Source organism: Planktosalinus lacus (genome assembly GCF_014640155.1).
GTDB classification, from domain to species: domain Bacteria; phylum Bacteroidota; class Bacteroidia; order Flavobacteriales; family Flavobacteriaceae; genus Planktosalinus; species Planktosalinus lacus.
Map to the genome: position 1 here is coordinate 76,640 of NZ_BMGK01000010.1, position 15,439 is coordinate 92,078.

Annotated in this window: 15 protein-coding genes; 9 read left to right on the forward strand and 6 right to left on the reverse strand. The window is 35.9% G+C overall.

All coding sequences use genetic code 11. The annotated features are described in order from the left end of the window. Window positions 1–99 precede the first annotated feature (99 nt). From IEV69_RS11950 to IEV69_RS11960, 3 genes are all read left to right on the forward strand, one after another. Entirely contained in the window at window positions 100–1,095 is a 996-nt protein-coding gene (locus IEV69_RS11950; RefSeq protein ID WP_188442762.1) for a YihY/virulence factor BrkB family protein, read from the forward strand. 117 nt (window positions 1,096–1,212) lie between these two features. After that, complete coding sequence (locus tag IEV69_RS11955) at window positions 1,213–1,761, forward strand: type 1 glutamine amidotransferase domain-containing protein (RefSeq protein ID WP_188442764.1); 549 nt, start codon at window positions 1,213–1,215, stop codon at window positions 1,759–1,761. Window positions 1,762–1,912: 151 nt separating this feature from the next. Beyond that, window positions 1,913–2,755, forward strand: coding sequence for a mechanosensitive ion channel family protein (locus tag IEV69_RS11960; RefSeq protein ID WP_188442765.1), 843 nt, complete (start codon window positions 1,913–1,915; stop codon window positions 2,753–2,755). A gap of 2 nt (window positions 2,756–2,757) precedes the next feature. Here IEV69_RS11960 and IEV69_RS11965 read toward each other — a convergent pair whose 3' ends face one another. Then, entirely contained in the window at window positions 2,758–3,255 is a 498-nt protein-coding gene (locus IEV69_RS11965) for a nuclear transport factor 2 family protein (RefSeq protein WP_229741440.1), read from the reverse strand. Between the two features lie 56 nt (window positions 3,256–3,311). Here IEV69_RS11965 and IEV69_RS11970 point away from each other — a divergent pair, with 56 nt between their 5' ends. Continuing rightward, complete coding sequence (locus tag IEV69_RS11970; RefSeq protein WP_188442769.1) at window positions 3,312–6,023, forward strand: cation-translocating P-type ATPase; 2,712 nt, start codon at window positions 3,312–3,314, stop codon at window positions 6,021–6,023. 20 nt (window positions 6,024–6,043) lie between these two features. Further along, a complete protein-coding gene (locus IEV69_RS11975; RefSeq protein WP_188442771.1) occupies window positions 6,044–7,690 on the forward strand; it encodes a Na/Pi cotransporter family protein in 1,647 nt (548 codons plus the stop codon). A 2-nt stretch (window positions 7,691–7,692) separates the two neighbouring features. On the opposite strand, the gene IEV69_RS11980 is transcribed toward IEV69_RS11975, so the two are convergent. After that, window positions 7,693–9,120 carry a GFO_1087 family putative carboxy terminal peptidase gene (locus tag IEV69_RS11980; RefSeq protein ID WP_188442773.1) on the reverse strand — a complete coding sequence of 476 codons (1,428 nt, stop codon included), beginning with the start codon at window positions 9,118–9,120 and terminating at the stop codon, window positions 7,693–7,695. 136 nt (window positions 9,121–9,256) lie between these two features. Here IEV69_RS11980 and IEV69_RS11985 point away from each other — a divergent pair, with 136 nt between their 5' ends. From IEV69_RS11985 to IEV69_RS12000, 4 genes are read left to right on the forward strand one after another with little or no spacing between them, the layout of a single operon-like run. After that, window positions 9,257–9,772 (forward strand): GFO_1088 family ECF-type sigma factor, encoded by a 516-nt coding sequence (locus IEV69_RS11985; protein ID WP_188442791.1) that lies wholly within the window; start codon window positions 9,257–9,259, stop codon window positions 9,770–9,772. After that, window positions 9,753–10,205 carry a PG0215 family putative anti-sigma factor gene (locus tag IEV69_RS11990; protein ID WP_188442775.1) on the forward strand — a complete coding sequence of 151 codons (453 nt, stop codon included), beginning with the start codon at window positions 9,753–9,755 and terminating at the stop codon, window positions 10,203–10,205. The genes IEV69_RS11985 and IEV69_RS11990 overlap by 20 nt, the downstream gene beginning before the upstream one ends. A gap of 27 nt (window positions 10,206–10,232) precedes the next feature. Beyond that, window positions 10,233–10,775, forward strand: coding sequence for a GFO_1090 family protein (locus IEV69_RS11995; RefSeq protein ID WP_188442777.1), 543 nt, complete (start codon window positions 10,233–10,235; stop codon window positions 10,773–10,775). A gap of 7 nt (window positions 10,776–10,782) precedes the next feature. Further along, complete coding sequence (locus IEV69_RS12000) at window positions 10,783–11,322, forward strand: GFO_1091 family lipoprotein (RefSeq protein WP_188442779.1); 540 nt, start codon at window positions 10,783–10,785, stop codon at window positions 11,320–11,322. A gap of 90 nt (window positions 11,323–11,412) precedes the next feature. On the opposite strand, the gene rplT is transcribed toward IEV69_RS12000, so the two are convergent. The 4 genes from rplT to thrS form a co-directional block, all read right to left on the reverse strand. Continuing rightward, on the reverse strand, window positions 11,413–11,757 hold the full coding sequence (gene rplT / locus IEV69_RS12005) for a 50S ribosomal protein L20 (protein ID WP_188442781.1): 345 nt from the start codon (window positions 11,755–11,757) through the stop codon (window positions 11,413–11,415). Between the two features lie 97 nt (window positions 11,758–11,854). After that, window positions 11,855–12,052, reverse strand: a complete 198-nt coding sequence (gene rpmI, locus IEV69_RS12010; RefSeq protein WP_188442784.1) for a 50S ribosomal protein L35 — start codon at window positions 12,050–12,052, stop codon at window positions 11,855–11,857. Between the two features lie 103 nt (window positions 12,053–12,155). Then, on the reverse strand, window positions 12,156–12,671 hold the full coding sequence (gene infC, locus IEV69_RS12015) for a translation initiation factor IF-3 (protein ID WP_188442793.1): 516 nt from the start codon (window positions 12,669–12,671) through the stop codon (window positions 12,156–12,158). A gap of 58 nt (window positions 12,672–12,729) precedes the next feature. Continuing rightward, window positions 12,730–14,676 (reverse strand): threonine--tRNA ligase, encoded by a 1,947-nt coding sequence (gene thrS, locus IEV69_RS12020; protein WP_188442786.1) that lies wholly within the window; start codon window positions 14,674–14,676, stop codon window positions 12,730–12,732. Between the last annotated feature and the right edge of the window lie 763 nt (window positions 14,677–15,439).

A 15,439-nucleotide genomic window follows, 5' to 3' on the forward strand; every position in this document is an offset into this window, starting at 1 on the left:
TCTTAAGGTAGCTTCCTTTTTTTGCTTTAGAACCTTTATGTTTTTTTTATAAACAATCAACTGAAAAATGGTTATTTTTAAGAGAAACAAAGAGTTTATATGATTCAATTTATAAAAACCTCTCTCAAGCTACTTAAAAATACCTTTATCAGGTGGAATAAAAATGATCCTTTTCCAAAAGGGGCCACCATAGCATATTACTCGCTCTTTTCATTGCCTTCACTTTTGATAATTGTGATGACCATTGCAAGTTCGTTTTTTGAAAGGGAGGCAGTACAAGGCAGGATAACAGCACAGATTAGTGATTTTATTGGCGGGGATAGTGCTAAGGCGATAGAAACAATGATTGTGAATGTGTCTGAATCAGAGGATTCGACTTTGGCAATTGTTTTAAGTATCGGGATGGTGCTTTTTGCGGCTACCGGAGTCTTTTTCCAACTCAAAAAAACCATGAATCACATCTGGAGTGTAGCAGCAAAAAAGGCGACTTTTGTAAGGATGTTGATAGATCGCCTCATTTCTTTTGGCATGGTGTTGGTGATAGGCTTTTTATTACTCATATCGTTGATAATCTCAGCAGTACTGAATATTCTTAAAGAGCACATCGAACAAATTTCTGAAAGTTTTACTGCAGTTTTTGTAGATATTTTAAACTTCGGCATCTCCTTTTTAATCTTGACCACTTTGTTTGCTGCCCTGTTCAAGCTTTTGCCGGATGTGAAAATTCGGTGGAAAATTACTTATATAGGAGCTGCTCTCACCACGGTCTTGTTTCTACTTGGTGAATTTTTAATCAGTTTTTATTTTGGACAGAGTGAGCCCGCTTCGGTGTATGGTGCTGCTGCCTCAGTCGTTATTATTTTGCTTTGGGTGAATTATATATGCCTGATTTTGTTTTTTGGTGCAGAGTTTACGGTACAATTTGCTGAATATAAAAATGAGAAGGTTGAGCCCAATAAGTTTGCTGAGCCTGCCATTCATCAGGAAATTGAAAAACTGGACTCAAGGCACGTGAGTGTAGAGGAAGAAAAGAGAATTCTCAACAGGCTGAAGTCTAACCTTGATATTACCAGGGAAAGAGAAGGTAAGGACTAAATCTTAACGCTTTTTAATAAAGTTTTACAATTGCATTGGCAGGGCTTGACATCTCTATTTGTTAGATTGGAGTATAAAGATAAAGAAAGAAGTTTAACTAATAAAAACAGAAAGATTATGAAGAAGAGAGTAGCTATGTTAGCAACCAACGGATTTGAAAAAAGTGAATTAAATTCGCCTAAAGAAGCGATGGAGAAAGAAGGTTTTCAAGTAGACATCGTTAGTCTTGAAAAAGGAAAAATAAAAGGCTGGTCTGACGGAAACTGGTCTGGCGAAGTTGATGTTACCTATACCCTGAATGAAGTAACCGCAAAAGATTATAACGGATTAGTCATTCCCGGTGGTGTCATCAACCCTGATAAATTGAGAACCGACGACAACGCATTACAGTTTGTAAGAGACTTTTTCAAACAAGGAAAGCCTGTAGCTGCGATTTGCCATGCCCCTTGGGTTTTAATTAGTGCAAATGTAGTTGACGGCAGAAAAATGACTTCATATCATTCCATAAAGGATGACTTGATAAATGCCGGTGCTCTATGGGAAGACAGCGAAGTAGTTGTCGACCAGGGACTGGTGACCAGCAGAAGCCCGAAGGATTTAGATGCCTATAACGCCAAAGTAATTGAAGAAATCAAAGAAGGCGTTCACGAAATGCAAGGTGTGTAATACTCCATCTTATATAAAATACCCCAAGAGGTTGCCAAAAATGGCAGCCTCTTATTTTTTTTGTCTGACAATCAGTTTCAGGTTTTTTTATTAGAAAAATAAATAGAAAACTCCGTTGAATTTTGTAGTTTTCATATTTAAACAACAAACTATGGAAGATTTATTTGTTGAACGCCTTATAGAGATCTATAGAGACCTCCTAAACCTGTTACCCAATTTTATTTTTGCAATACTTTTTTTTGGTTTGGGGGCTTTATTTATTCGTTTAATAAAAAAGCAAATTTTCAATCGTATCGTTAAAAAAGCAAAAGATTCTGTTGCTTCCCAGTTTGTCACTGATATTGTTGTTGCTATTTTCTATATTATCCTTACGCTGTTAACTTTTAGGGTCTTAGGTTTAAGTGCAGTTACTCAAACTATTATTGGTGCAGCCGGATTGACAACCTTTATCATAGGGTTTGCTTTAAAAGACATTGGTGAAAATTTTCTGGCGGGTATTGTGATGATTTTTGACAGACCCTTTGAGATGGGTGATCTCATTCAGATTGATAATCAGTTAGGTAGGGTAATTAGAATTTCCATAAGAGAAACGACGATTAAAACCACCGATGGTAAAGATGTTTATATACCCAATTCAGATATTATTAAAAAACATTTTATCAATTATACCATAGATGACCAACTCAGGGAAAATTTTGAAATCAGTGTTTTTAACAGTAACAATATTCGGGAAGTAATTAATATGATTCTGGAGACGTTGATGACATTTAACCAGATTTTGAATACTACAAAACCCTCTGTAGTGATTAAAAACTTTGAAAATGGAACAGTTCAGCTTACTGTTCTTTATTGGTATAGTTTGAGAGGAACCCGCGCCAGGGACGGCCAATTAAAAACTGAGATTATGTTGGCGGTTATGGATAAACTAAAAGAACAGAAAGTAGATGTTCCAAACCAAATTCAGGATGTTAACCTGATACAGGAAGCCACTTAAACTTAATGTTTTTCAATATTTGAGTGGATATATTTATTTAATAGATCACGGGTTTGATGTTGCAATTTTGCCTTAAAAAAGGGTGTCCATCCTATTAAAAATCCTTTAAACCCAAAAGCTTGTTGTGACCATTTCCATAGATTAAATTTATCTATGTGTTTGATGATTTTTCCTTCTTCAACCGTTAAATGGGCAGTAATTTTATTGTGAATCTTTCGACCGGTTTTTGAGAAAGCATATCGTGCTTCCCATTTTACAATGGCTGTATTATCAGTTGTTTCTATCACATTAAAAATGATTTCTAAGTTTCCTTTGCTTCGATCCAGAAGCATTTTCCACATCATTTTAGCTTGGTTTCCTTTGAGTTTTCCAAATACCGGGTCTTCAAATTCAATAGGATCATCATAGTAAGTAATCATTTTATCTGCATCTCCTTTCGCGAAAGCAGAATAAAAGGCTGTCGCAATTTTACGGCAATCCATAAGTGTGATTTTTCTCATTTAATTATTGACAATTTAAACTTAATTTTGATAACAAGGTGTGTTAAATGCTTAAAATGAATGAGGTTAATCTACATAAAACCCAATATCACAATCTTTCTATTGATGAGATTTTAAGCCATTTTGGAACTTCACCCGAAGGCTTGTCTCAGCAAAAAGTTGAAGAAGAGAGGACAAAATACGGCTGGAATAAATTGCCGGAAGTTCAAAAAGTATCTTGGTTGAAGTTGCTTTTCAAACAGTTTAAAAGTCTCTTGGTCGTTATACTTATTCTTGCTGCAGTGATTTCTTATTATGCCGGTCACATTATTGATATGTATGTGATTTTGGTGGTGGTTGTAATCAATGCTCTCATTGGGTTTATTCAGGAATTGAAAGCTGAAGAAGCTGTTTCGGCACTCAAAAAAATGATGGTTCAAAAGGCCAGAGTGGTAAGAAACGGAAAAGAATCAATACTCCCTTCACGCGAATTGGTTCCGGGAGATATCATTATACTTGAAGAAGGTGAGAGTATACCTGCAGATGCCCGTATTATTGAATCCAAAAACCTGCAAGTCACTGAATCTTCTCTCACAGGCGAATCGGTTCCTGAGTCAAAAAGTAATGCAGTTTTACCAAAAGAAACTCCACTTGCTGATAGAAAAAACATGCTTTTCAAAAGCACTTTTGTAGCCGGGGGTTATGCTAAAGCTGTAGTTTGTGGAACCGGTTTAAATACTGCCATTGGTGAAATCGCCACTACCTTAAGTTCTATTAAACGAGCACGCACCAATTTCCAAAAAAAGTCAGATGTATTAGGTCGTCAACTGGCATTTCTGTCAATCGCCAGTGCAGCTATATTGTTCATAGTTGGATATTTTTCAGGAAACTATGAACTTGACGAACTGGTTTTGGTCTCAATCGCTGCTTTGGTTTCAGTTATTCCGGAAGGAATGCCCGCGGTTTTATCAATTGTTTTAGCGATTGGATCGAGCAGAATGGCAAAGCGTAATGCGATCATCAGAGACTTCACTTCGGTGGAAACCCTGGGGTCAGTAACGACCATTATCACTGATAAAACCGGCACACTCACGCAAAATAAACTCACGGTTAAAAAGGTATTTGTTTATGGTGATGACCCAATTGAAGTTTCCGGTGAAGGATGGTTTCCTGCGGGTAATTTTACCACAAATGAAAAAATTATAGAACCTGTTGAAAATCCATCTTTAAAACGGTTGCTCGAAATTGCAGCCTGTTCTAATAACTCTTCCATAAAACACGACAAGAAAACGGATCGCTATGAACTTGCAGGGGATCCCACTGAAGGTGCGTTGCTTGTTCTTGCTGCTAAAGCTGGAGTGAAATATGCATTCACAGATCAACTTCAAAAAATGGATGATTTGCCTTTTAATTCCAAACTAAAGTTGCGTGCTACTTTATTGAAAATTGGAGATGAAAAGTTTTTGTATGTTTTTGGGGCTCCCGAAAAAATACTTGAAATTTCATCTTCTGTATCTTTTAAAAACACTGAGAAAACATTAGATATTTCCATTCGAAACGAACTTAGTGATGTGATGGATTGCTGGTCTTCTGAAGCCATGCGTGTGATTGGGCTGGCCTATAAAAAACTACCGGATACCGTTGAAAAGATAGATGAGCATTTACTAAACGATTTGGTTTTTTCAGGCTTAACCGGTATGATTGACCCACCCAGGCCCAACACCAAAGAGGCTGTTGAGCAATGTAAATCTGCCGGAGTGCGAGTAATTATGGCAACCGGCGACCATATTAATACAGCAGTTGCCATTGCAAAGTCAGTGGGAATTATAGATGAAAATAATAATGAGGAGTTGATTGCCTTGACAGAACAACAATTACTTCAACTAGATGAAAAGGAGCTTGATGAAGTCATTAGCAAGGTCTCAGTATTTGCCCGTTTATCACCCAAAGTGAAATTACACATTGCCGAACGCCTTCAAAAAATGGGGGAGCTTGTTGCTATGACCGGAGACGGGGTAAATGACGCACCTGCATTGAAGAAAGCTGATATTGGTATCTCAATGGGCATTATGGGTACTGATGTAGCACGGGAGTCTTCGCAAGTCGTTCTTGCCGATGATAATTTTGCGTCCATTGTCAATGCGATAGAAGAAGGCAGAATTGTTTTTTCAAATGCCCGTAAAACCAGTTTTTTTTTAGTTACCACCAATTTTGCTGAAATCATCACACTTGTTTCATTGGTAGCTCTAGGATTGCCTATGGCACTAACGGCTACTCAAATTCTTTGGTTAAACCTTGTTACCGATGGAGTTTGTGATATAGCTTTAGCAACAGAAAAAGGTCATAAAGATGTGCTCAATGAAAAACCCGTAAAACAGCAAGAAAAAATTCTTAATAAAAGCGTTTTACCTTTGTTAATTATGATGGCCGGAATCATGACTGTTTTGTCATTGGGAGTTTATTTTTGGTTTATAGATGTGAGCCTGGAAAAGGCCAGAACCACCGTGTTTATTGTCATGGCATTTTCACAGCTGTTTAATTTATATAATATGCGTTCCTTGAAGAAATCAGTATTTGAGATAGGTTTTTTCTCAAATAAATATATCAATCTGGCGATTTTTGTATCGGTTTTAGTTCAAGTTATAATCATAGAAGTACCGTTCTTTGAACGTATTTTTTCTTTTGAATTTGTATCAGTCCCTGAGTTTATAATTCTCATTGCGCTATCTTCAATTGTGCTTTGGACAGGAGAGTTGTATAAATACATAAAATATAGAATTGTCAATTAACCATTTTTTTAATTCAAACGATGCAAAATGTGCCTTTTGATTTTTGGATGTTTTTAGCAGGATTGGGAGTTTTCCTGTTTGGAATGCGTCACCTCGAGGAAGGCATTAAAGGCCTTGCAGGAAAATCATTTCAAAAAATCATCAAGCGTTTTACCAACAAAAGCTGGAAGGGTATCCTCACCGGAACTTTTGTGACAGCTATATTGCAAAGCAGTTCTATGGTCACTCTATTGGTACTGGCATTTCTTGGTGCCGGAATGTTGAGTTTGAAAAACGCGCTTGGTGTAGTGTTGGGAGCTAATTTGGGCACCACATTTACAGCCTGGATTGTTGCAACATTGGGTTTTAAAATGAACATAGCAGATTTTTCCTTTCCGTTACTGGCACTTGGAATTTTGTCCTATCTTTTTTTGGAAAGCCGACCTTTTTTGAAAAACCTGGGTATGTTTCTCATAGGTTTTGGATTGTTATTTTTAGGGTTGGATTTTATGAAAGATGCTCTGGATGCTGTAGCCGATCAAATTGATATGACGGTTGTTTCAAAGTTTGGTCTTTGGGCATTTTTAATACTCGGACTAGTTGTCACAGCTTTAATTCAATCAAGTTCTGCGATGATAGTTATTATTTTAAGTGCGCTGAATGCCGGATTGGTTGATGTATATCAGGCATTTGCAATGATAATTGGTGCCAATATTGGAACAACATCCACCTTATTACTAGGTTCCATCGCCGGAACGGCTGATAAAAAAAGATTAGCACTGGCCAATGTGATATTTAATGCCACAACCGCAATTATCATTTTCATCTTTCTTAAACCTGTAGTTGATAAGGTATATCTAATTTTCGAAATGTCCGATCCACTTATGGAGTTGGTTTTATTAAATACCTTATTGAATCTCGCAATGATTTTTCTTTTTTTACCTTTTTTGGGTGTATTCCAACAATTTTTGAAACGTCGTTTTAAGAATGCTGAACCCTCAGGTGAGACATTATACATTAAAAATATCACTACAGAATTTCCTGAAGTTGCATTGAAAGCAATAAAGGAGGAACTTAATCTTGTATATAAGTATGTTCAGGATTTTATTCAAAACTGCTTTGTAGTTTCAGGCAAGAACCAAAAATCTTCCGGCTGGAAGTCTCTTTTTCAAACAGCAGTAAACCTCAATGAAAAGTATGACAAAATAAAGCGTATAGAAGATGAGTTGACAACTTTTTACCTGCAATTGCAAGAACAAAATTTAACTGAAGAGGAGTCTGAACAACTTACTTCTAATATGATTGTATTGCGGTCATTAGTATACAGTGCAAAAGACATCAAGGATGTAGCTCATAACATCAAGTATGTTTTAGAGAGTGAGGATCAAATTGCACTTGAAATTCTAAATAAATTGCAAGCTTTTATTTCACAAAAGACTGACGAAGGTGTTCAATATTTTCAAGAAACCAGTACAGCCAAAGTTAATCTAGAAAGACTTATTGAAGAAAACGAATCTTTCTATAATGATATAATTTCCTATTTATACTTGCATATTAAAAGTCGTTCAAAAAATGATGTTTCTATTTCAACGATTACTAATTTAATAAAACAAACAGTTTCTTCAATGAATAATTTAAGTATAGCTTTCAATGCCAATCAAAAGTCAACAGGTGCACTCAAAGAATGAAATTAATTTTTGTCTATTTCTTCAACATACATTCTCATATAGGTGGGAAGGTGCGATTTGCTGTTCCCGGCTTCTTTGAATTCAGTTTGAAAACTTCTTTGTATACTTCTTCCAAAAATATCATCCAAAGCCTCATCCAAAAGTGGCTCAGTGGGGTTACCAAGAATACCCAGATTTGAATAGTCTTCAAAAAATTCAACAGTTGGGGGAAGCCCATCTACAAATCCGGTAACCCCATTAGCGTTTGCAGAAGTAAAAATCAATGGTTGAATGGCATAAAAATGTCCAGGATTTGCTTCGTCTCTTCTAAAATTGGGAGCCGGCCCGTCATAAAATGTTGTCGATGCCTGGAATTTTCCGGTAGTGGTAGTACCTACCTGGATCACCTCTATATAAGGGTCAAGCCCGTTAATGACTAACTCACTTGCAGACGCAGTGCTTGTTGAAGTTAAAATATAAACCCTGTTGAGGTTTAAGCTATTTATTGCTTCACCTGTTCTCAGGTTGCTGCTAAAACGATTGATTAAATCTTCAGGCTCATTCTGTTCAAAAATTTGTTGCAATTCCGGATTCCAAACTTCCGTGGAAAACACCTGACCGGTAAACTGGCCCGTTATCATACTTGAAAGATCAATGGCACTTCTAATGGATCCACCACTGTTGTACCTCAAGTCCAATACTAGTTCCGAAATCCCTTCAGACAGAAAAGTTCCAAAAGCATTGTTTAATTGGCTGTCAAAATCTGCTGTAAAACTATTGTACATTAAATAACCAATTTTTTGGCCTTCGATTGTGAGTGTAGTTGCCGTGTGGATGGGGTTTTCAACCAATTCACTTTTTATTAGGTTTACGGTTTCTCCAGTAGGTGTTACTTCAGTGCCATCAAAAGTAGCCAAGCCTATTTCATAGTTGGTTAGTTCTCTCAATAGTTGAAAGTTTTGATTGGTAATTTGAGCCCCATTAACAGTGTTAAAAATCATTCCGCGTTCCAACCCTTTTTGAGCGGCATCACTGTTTGGGATTACATATCTTATATATCCAAACACATTCGTCTGGCTTCCCGGGTAGAAAATCAGTCCATATTCCATTCCGTTGCTCAAAAATATTCCTGCCAGTGAAGCCTCAAGCTCCCTATAATCTTCAACAACAAAACTAAACCTGTCTTGTGGGGCCACAAGAGCATTGAACAAATCTTCAGGGCTTGTATATGATTCTAAGAAGTCATTTAATTCTGCTTGATTTTCAAAGCGGTCGTTTGCCAAATCCGGAACATCGGGTTTATAGAGGTACCAAATGTTCATCGCTTTATAAATAAAATCCTGAATTTCAAGTGTTGTTGCATTTCCAATAGTATCGTCAAAATCTTCAAAACACGATTGAAAACTTACAGACGAAATTATTAGAACTAGGACTATTACAATCTTTTTCATAAAAGTAGGCTTTGGAATGCATTTGAATTTAAACACTAAAAATAGTGACATTATTGCAAATTGCAATTATTTTGTAACAAAAATAGGCGTTATTCGTCATCATTATGAACACGACTATAAAAACCACCAACCAGGCATGCAAAAGCAGGAGTTTTTAAATATTGTGATACCCATCAAAGATAAGCTTTACAGAATGGCAAAGCGCATCTTGATCTCACACGATGAAGCTGAAGATGCTGTTCAGGAAGTGTTTATGAAATTGTGGAGTGGCAGGGAAAAAATAAAAAACTATTCAAAACCGGAAGCTTTTGCAATGACAATGACAAAGAATTATTGCCTTGACAGATTGAAATCTAAACAAGCAACAAACCTTACGATAGTGCATCAAAATTATAAAAGTAACGATGCCCGAACAGAGGATCAGGTAGAAGCAAGGGATGGTGTGGGTATGGTTTTTGAAATCATGAAACAGTTACCCGAACAACAACGCATCATATTACAATTGCGGGATGTCGAAGAATATGAGTATAGTGAAATTGCTGAAATTATGGAAATGAATGAAACAGCAATTCGGGTAAATTTGTCCCGGGCGCGAAAATTAGTGAGAGAAGAATTAATTAAAAAGTACAATTATGGACTTACAAAAAATTGAACAATTACTGGAAGCTTATTTTGAAGGTCAAACCAGCATTGCGGATGAAAAAAAACTCAAAGCTTATTTTTCAGGCAATGAAGTAGCAGCACATCTGGAACCCTACCGAAATTTATTTGTGTATTTCACAAATGAACAAGCTGAAACAACGGAAACTGAAATAAAACTATTACAAACTGAAAAGAGAGGAGTGCATATGTTTATGAAGCAATGGTACTCTATAGCCGCTTTATTTGTGGTTGCTCTGGGAGTTACATTCTATTTTCAAAACAATGCAAACTCGATTACTAAAGCTGAACGTATAGAAGCAGAAATAGCTTTTGAAAAGACCAAAGAGGCCCTTAATTTCTTCTCACATCAGTTTAATGAAAGTGCTCAAAAACTATCAGTTTTGAACGAATTTGGGCATTCTGCCAATAAAATTTTTAAATAAATCAATAACACTTAAAAACTAAAAACAATGAAAAAAATAATTGCAATACTAGCAGTCACTTTAATTACTCAGGCCATTTACAGCCAGGCAATATTTGACAAATTTGAAAACCAAAATGATGTATCATCACTTGTGGTGACCAAGAGCATGTTTAAATTAATGAGTAAAATTGATTTAAGCAGCGATGACCCAGAGGCCAAAAACTATTTGAAAATGGTTGAAAACCTTGATGACATTAAGATTTTTACAACCGGTAATAATGATAAGGCTTCAGACATGAAAAGAACTGTTGAGAATTATCTGAAATCAACTACTTCACTTTCAGAATTGATGCGTGTAAATGATGATGGACAAAACATTCGATTTTATGTTAAGGAAGGAAAAAACGACAATTATGTAAGCGAGTTATTTATGTTTCTGGAAGACCCCACAAGTTCAGATAGCAAGGCTGTTATCATGAGCATTACAGGAAATATAGATTTGCGTCAAATTTCGCAGTTAACTTCAGATTTGAAAGTTCCCGGAAGCGAGCAGCTCAAAAACATTGATCAGAAAAAATCTAATAAATAATCCAGCTATGAAAACATTTGTAATCACCTTATCTCTTTTTGTAGCTGCTGTTGTTCTAAGTTCTTGTTCCAATAATGCAAGCTTGCAAAAGTATTATGTAGACAAACAAAACGATGACGCTTTTATTAGCCTGGACTTACCTTCCAGTTTAATTTTAACCGAGGATAATACGCTAACTGAAGAACAATTAGAAACAGTAAAGAGTATTCGAAAAGTAAATATGTTGGCGTTAGAATTAAATGAAACAAACAAAGCTGTTTATGAATCAGAAAAAGAGCGTGTTCATACAATTTTAAGTGATGAAGCCTACCAGACTTTGATTAAATATGGTTCTAACAACCAAGGAGCCACATTAAAGTTTAGCGGTGACGATGATGCCATTGATGAACTCATCATTTTTGCCTCTGATGAAGAAAAGGGCTTTGCTCTTTTCAGGGTAATTGGTGACGATATGAACCCTTCCAGAATTATGCAATTGATGGACAGTGTCAATACCAATAACTTTGATTTCTCATTTATGAAAGATTTTGGCAGTGCGCTGAATTAAATTCAAAATGCTTATAAAAACAAAAAGTCCTTCCGGTTTGGAAGGACTTTTTTTGTGCGAAATAAAAGTTATTTAATTAGGCTAAAGCCCTTATTTTACTTTGTTTACGATTGCTGCAAAAGCCTCAGGGTGGTTCATCGCTAAATCGGCAAGAACTTTACGGTTCAATTCGATATTATTAGCTTTTACTTTACCCATAAACTGTGAATAAGACATTCCGTGTTGTCTGGCACCTGCATTGATGCGGGTAATCCACAATGAACGGAAAGTTCTCTTTTTTGCTCTGCGGTCTCTGTAAGCGTATACCAATGCTTTTTCAACTGCATTTTTAGCAACGGTCCAAACATTTTTACGTCTTCCAAAGTATCCTTTGGCTTGCTTCATTACCTTTTTTCTTCTGGCTCTTGAAGCAACTGAATTTACTGATCTTGGCATAATTGAATTTGTTTTTTTGTAGCAGGCGTTCTAAATTATTTAGAAACTTTTTGGGCCATACTCCAGGGTTATTAAATTGATTTAACCGGTAAGGTTATTACTTCAATCGAAGCATTAACTTTACGTTGCTCTCGTCAGACTTGTGAACAAGTGTGTCGTGAGTTAGTTTAAGCTTACGTTTTTTTGACTTCTTTGTTAAGATGTGACTTTTAAACGCGTGCTTTCTTTTAATTTTACCTGTACCTGTAAGCTTAAAACGCTTTTTAGCACTGGAATTTGTTTTCATTTTAGGCATCTTTCCTAGTTTTTGTTTATTTACTTCGCACTTTCTTTTTTAATAGAAGCAATTTCTATTAACTATATTTCTATTGAATTTTACTTCCTGAAGGAACACAAAATTATTTTGTTTTTTTGGGAGCGAGAAACATGATCATTCTCTTTCCTTCCAATTTAGGAAGCTGTTCTACTTTTGCAACTTCTTCCAAATCCTGAGCAAGTCGTAATAAAAGAATTTCACCTTGATCTTTAAAAACAATTGAACGACCTTTAAAAAACACAAAAGCTTTTACTTTTGCTCCGTCTTTAAGGAATTTTTCGGCATTCTTCTTTTTAAATTCATAATCATGATCATCAGTCTGAGGTCCAAATCGAAGTTCTTTAATTACAACTTTTGAAGCTTTTGCTTTGAGTGCTTTTTCCCTTTTCTTTTGTTCATAGATATATTTTGAATATTCCATGATTTTACAAACGGGAGGCTTTGCATTGGGCGAAATCTCAACAAGATCAAGACCTTGTTCTTCGGCCATTGCTAATGCTTTTTTTGTAGGGTATACCCCAACTTCAACATTATCACCTACAAGGCGCACTTCTTCAGCTCGAATTTTTCGATTAATGTTATGTTGGTCTTCTTTTATTACTCTACCAACACCTCTACTTCTTTTTCTTCTTATTGCTATGGCTTAAAAATTTTAGTTAAACGTTAAATTCTATTTTGTTTTTATTTATGTCTTTCTCAATTAGTTTTATAAACTCTTCGATGGTCATCGATCCAAGATCTCCTTCGCCGTGTTTTCTAACAGATACGGTTCCGTCTTGTGCTTCTTGTTCGCCTACAATTAGCATATACGGGACTTTTCCGGTTTCTGCATCTCTAATTTTCTTGCCAATTGTCTCACTCCTGTTGTCAGCGAGGGCGCGAATTTCGTCATTTTCTAGCAAATTTAAAACTTTTTTACTGTATTTCTCAAATTTCTCACTCAAAGAAAGGATACTAACTTGTTCAGGCATTAGCCAAAGAGGGAAATTTCCTCCGGTGTGTTCAAGCAAAATGGCTATAAACCGCTCCATGCTTCCAAAGGGTGCACGGTGGATCATTACAGGTCGGTGCATTTCGTTGTCACTACCTTTATAAGTTAGGTCAAAACGTTCAGGTAAAGTATAATCTACCTGAATTGTTCCAAGTTGCCAACTTCTCCCAAGAGCATCTTTTACCATAAAGTCCAATTTTGGACCATAAAAAGCGGCTTCACCCTCTTCCATAACATAGTCCAATCCTTTATCTTTTACAGCGCTTATAATTGCCTGTTCGGCTTGTTCCCAAAGTTCTGTGCTTCCAATATATTTTTCCGGTTTGTTGGGGTCTCTTAATGACACCTGTGTGGTAAAGTTTTCAAAACCTAAGGAATTAAAAACATACAATACTAAATCAATTACTTTTTTGAATTCATCATCCAGTTGATCGGGTGTACAGAAAATATGTGCATCATCTTGAGTAAACCCTCTAACTCTTGTAAGTCCATGAAGTTCTCCGCTTTGTTCATAACGGTATACTGTGCCAAATTCTGCAAAGCGTTTAGGCAGGTCTTTATATGACCATGGTTTAGAATTATATATTTCACAATGGTGGGGACAGTTCATAGGTTTTAGTAAAAACTCTTCACCCTCGTGTGGAGTGTGAATGGGTTGGAAACTGTCTTCGCCATATTTTGCATAATGTCCTGAAGTGACATACAATTCTTTTTGACCAATGTGTGGTGTAACCACCATCTCATATCCTGCTTTTTTTTGTGCAGCTTTCAGGAAGTTTTCAAGTCTTTCACGTAAAGCGGCACCTTTAGGCAACCATAATGGGAGTCCTTGTCCCACTTTTTGAGAAAAAGTGAAAAGCTCTAGTTCTTTTCCTAATTTTCTGTGGTCTCTTTTTTTCGCTTCTTCAAGAAGGTGAAGGTATTCTGTTAGTTCTTTTTGTTTTGGAAATGAAATCCCATAAATGCGTGTTAACTGTTTGTTCTTTTCATCACCTCTCCAGTATGCTCCGGCCACATTTAAAAGCTTAACAGCCTTAATGATTCGGGTGTTTGGAATGTGTCCTCCACGACATAAATCGGTAAAATTTGCGTGGTCACAAAATGTAATTGTACCATCTTCCAAGTTTTCAATCAGTTCAACTTTATATTCATTTCCTTGATTCTTATAGTAATTTAATGCTTCATTTTTAGAAGCTTCCCGCATGCTAAATTCATATTTTTGGCGGGCAAACTCCAGCATTTTATTTTCAACCACACTCAACTCTTTATCTGAAAAGGAATGATCACCAAAATCAACATCATAATAAAAACCACTGTCAATTGCAGGACCAATAGTTAGTTTTATGCCCGGATATAAATCCTCAAGTGCTTGGGCAAGAAGGTGGGCAGAAGAGTGCCAAAACGCTTTCTTACCTTCTTTATCATTCCAGGTGAATAAAGTCAAATTACCATCTTTTGTTAATGGTGTAGAAACCTCTATCGTCTCATCATTATAAGAAGCCGAAATTACATTTCGGGCTAATCCTTCACTGATGCTTTTAGCTACATCCAAAGGGGTGGCTCCACTGTGAAAAGATTTTTTACTACCATCGGGCAAAGTAACTTGAATCATAGTATATATAATAGGTATAAAAATTAACAAGGCAAAGATAATATCTCTTTAATTGCAAAACAATAAACAATTGTTATTTATCCTATGATTTAATTTTCTTTTATTACTATAAGGTATGAATGTTTCTGATAGGGTTCTTTACTAGAATATTTTCACCTTATGAATGCTGTATATGAAACTTAGGTTTTTTTTAGATTTCTAAAATGGAGATTCTCAATAGTTTGTGTTTTTTTTGAAAAATAAGTTTAAAATAGACTTGCCAAAGTAGAATTCGGATGTATATTTGCAACCGCTTAAGAGCAAAACTGCTTTTAAATCTTAGTTCTTTTAATATTTTTGAACCCTAAACATTTGCTAATCAAACAGTAGAGAAAATTATAGAATTATTTTATTTTTTTTCTTGCCAGGGATAAAAACGGTTGTATATTTGCAGCCGCTTTGAGGGATAAAGGGATTGTTTTGAGGAGTGAAGTTCATTGATTGTTTTTAGGGTATTTTTTGAGTTTTTAAAATTTTTCAAAAAAAGCTTGTGGGGTAAAAAAAAGCGTATTATTTTTGCACCCGCTTTGAGTCAGAGGCAAACAGGTTCACTAAAATAAACAGAGAGAATAGAGATCCCGGGTGGGTATATAGAAGAGGTTCGAGTCCTTTTATTTTGGCAAGACTTCCTTTATTTGGATAAGGGAAAAAGTTCATTGATATATTGAATTGACAGCGTATTTTTTGGGATTGGAAACGATCCCGGATAATACAGAGAAATAAA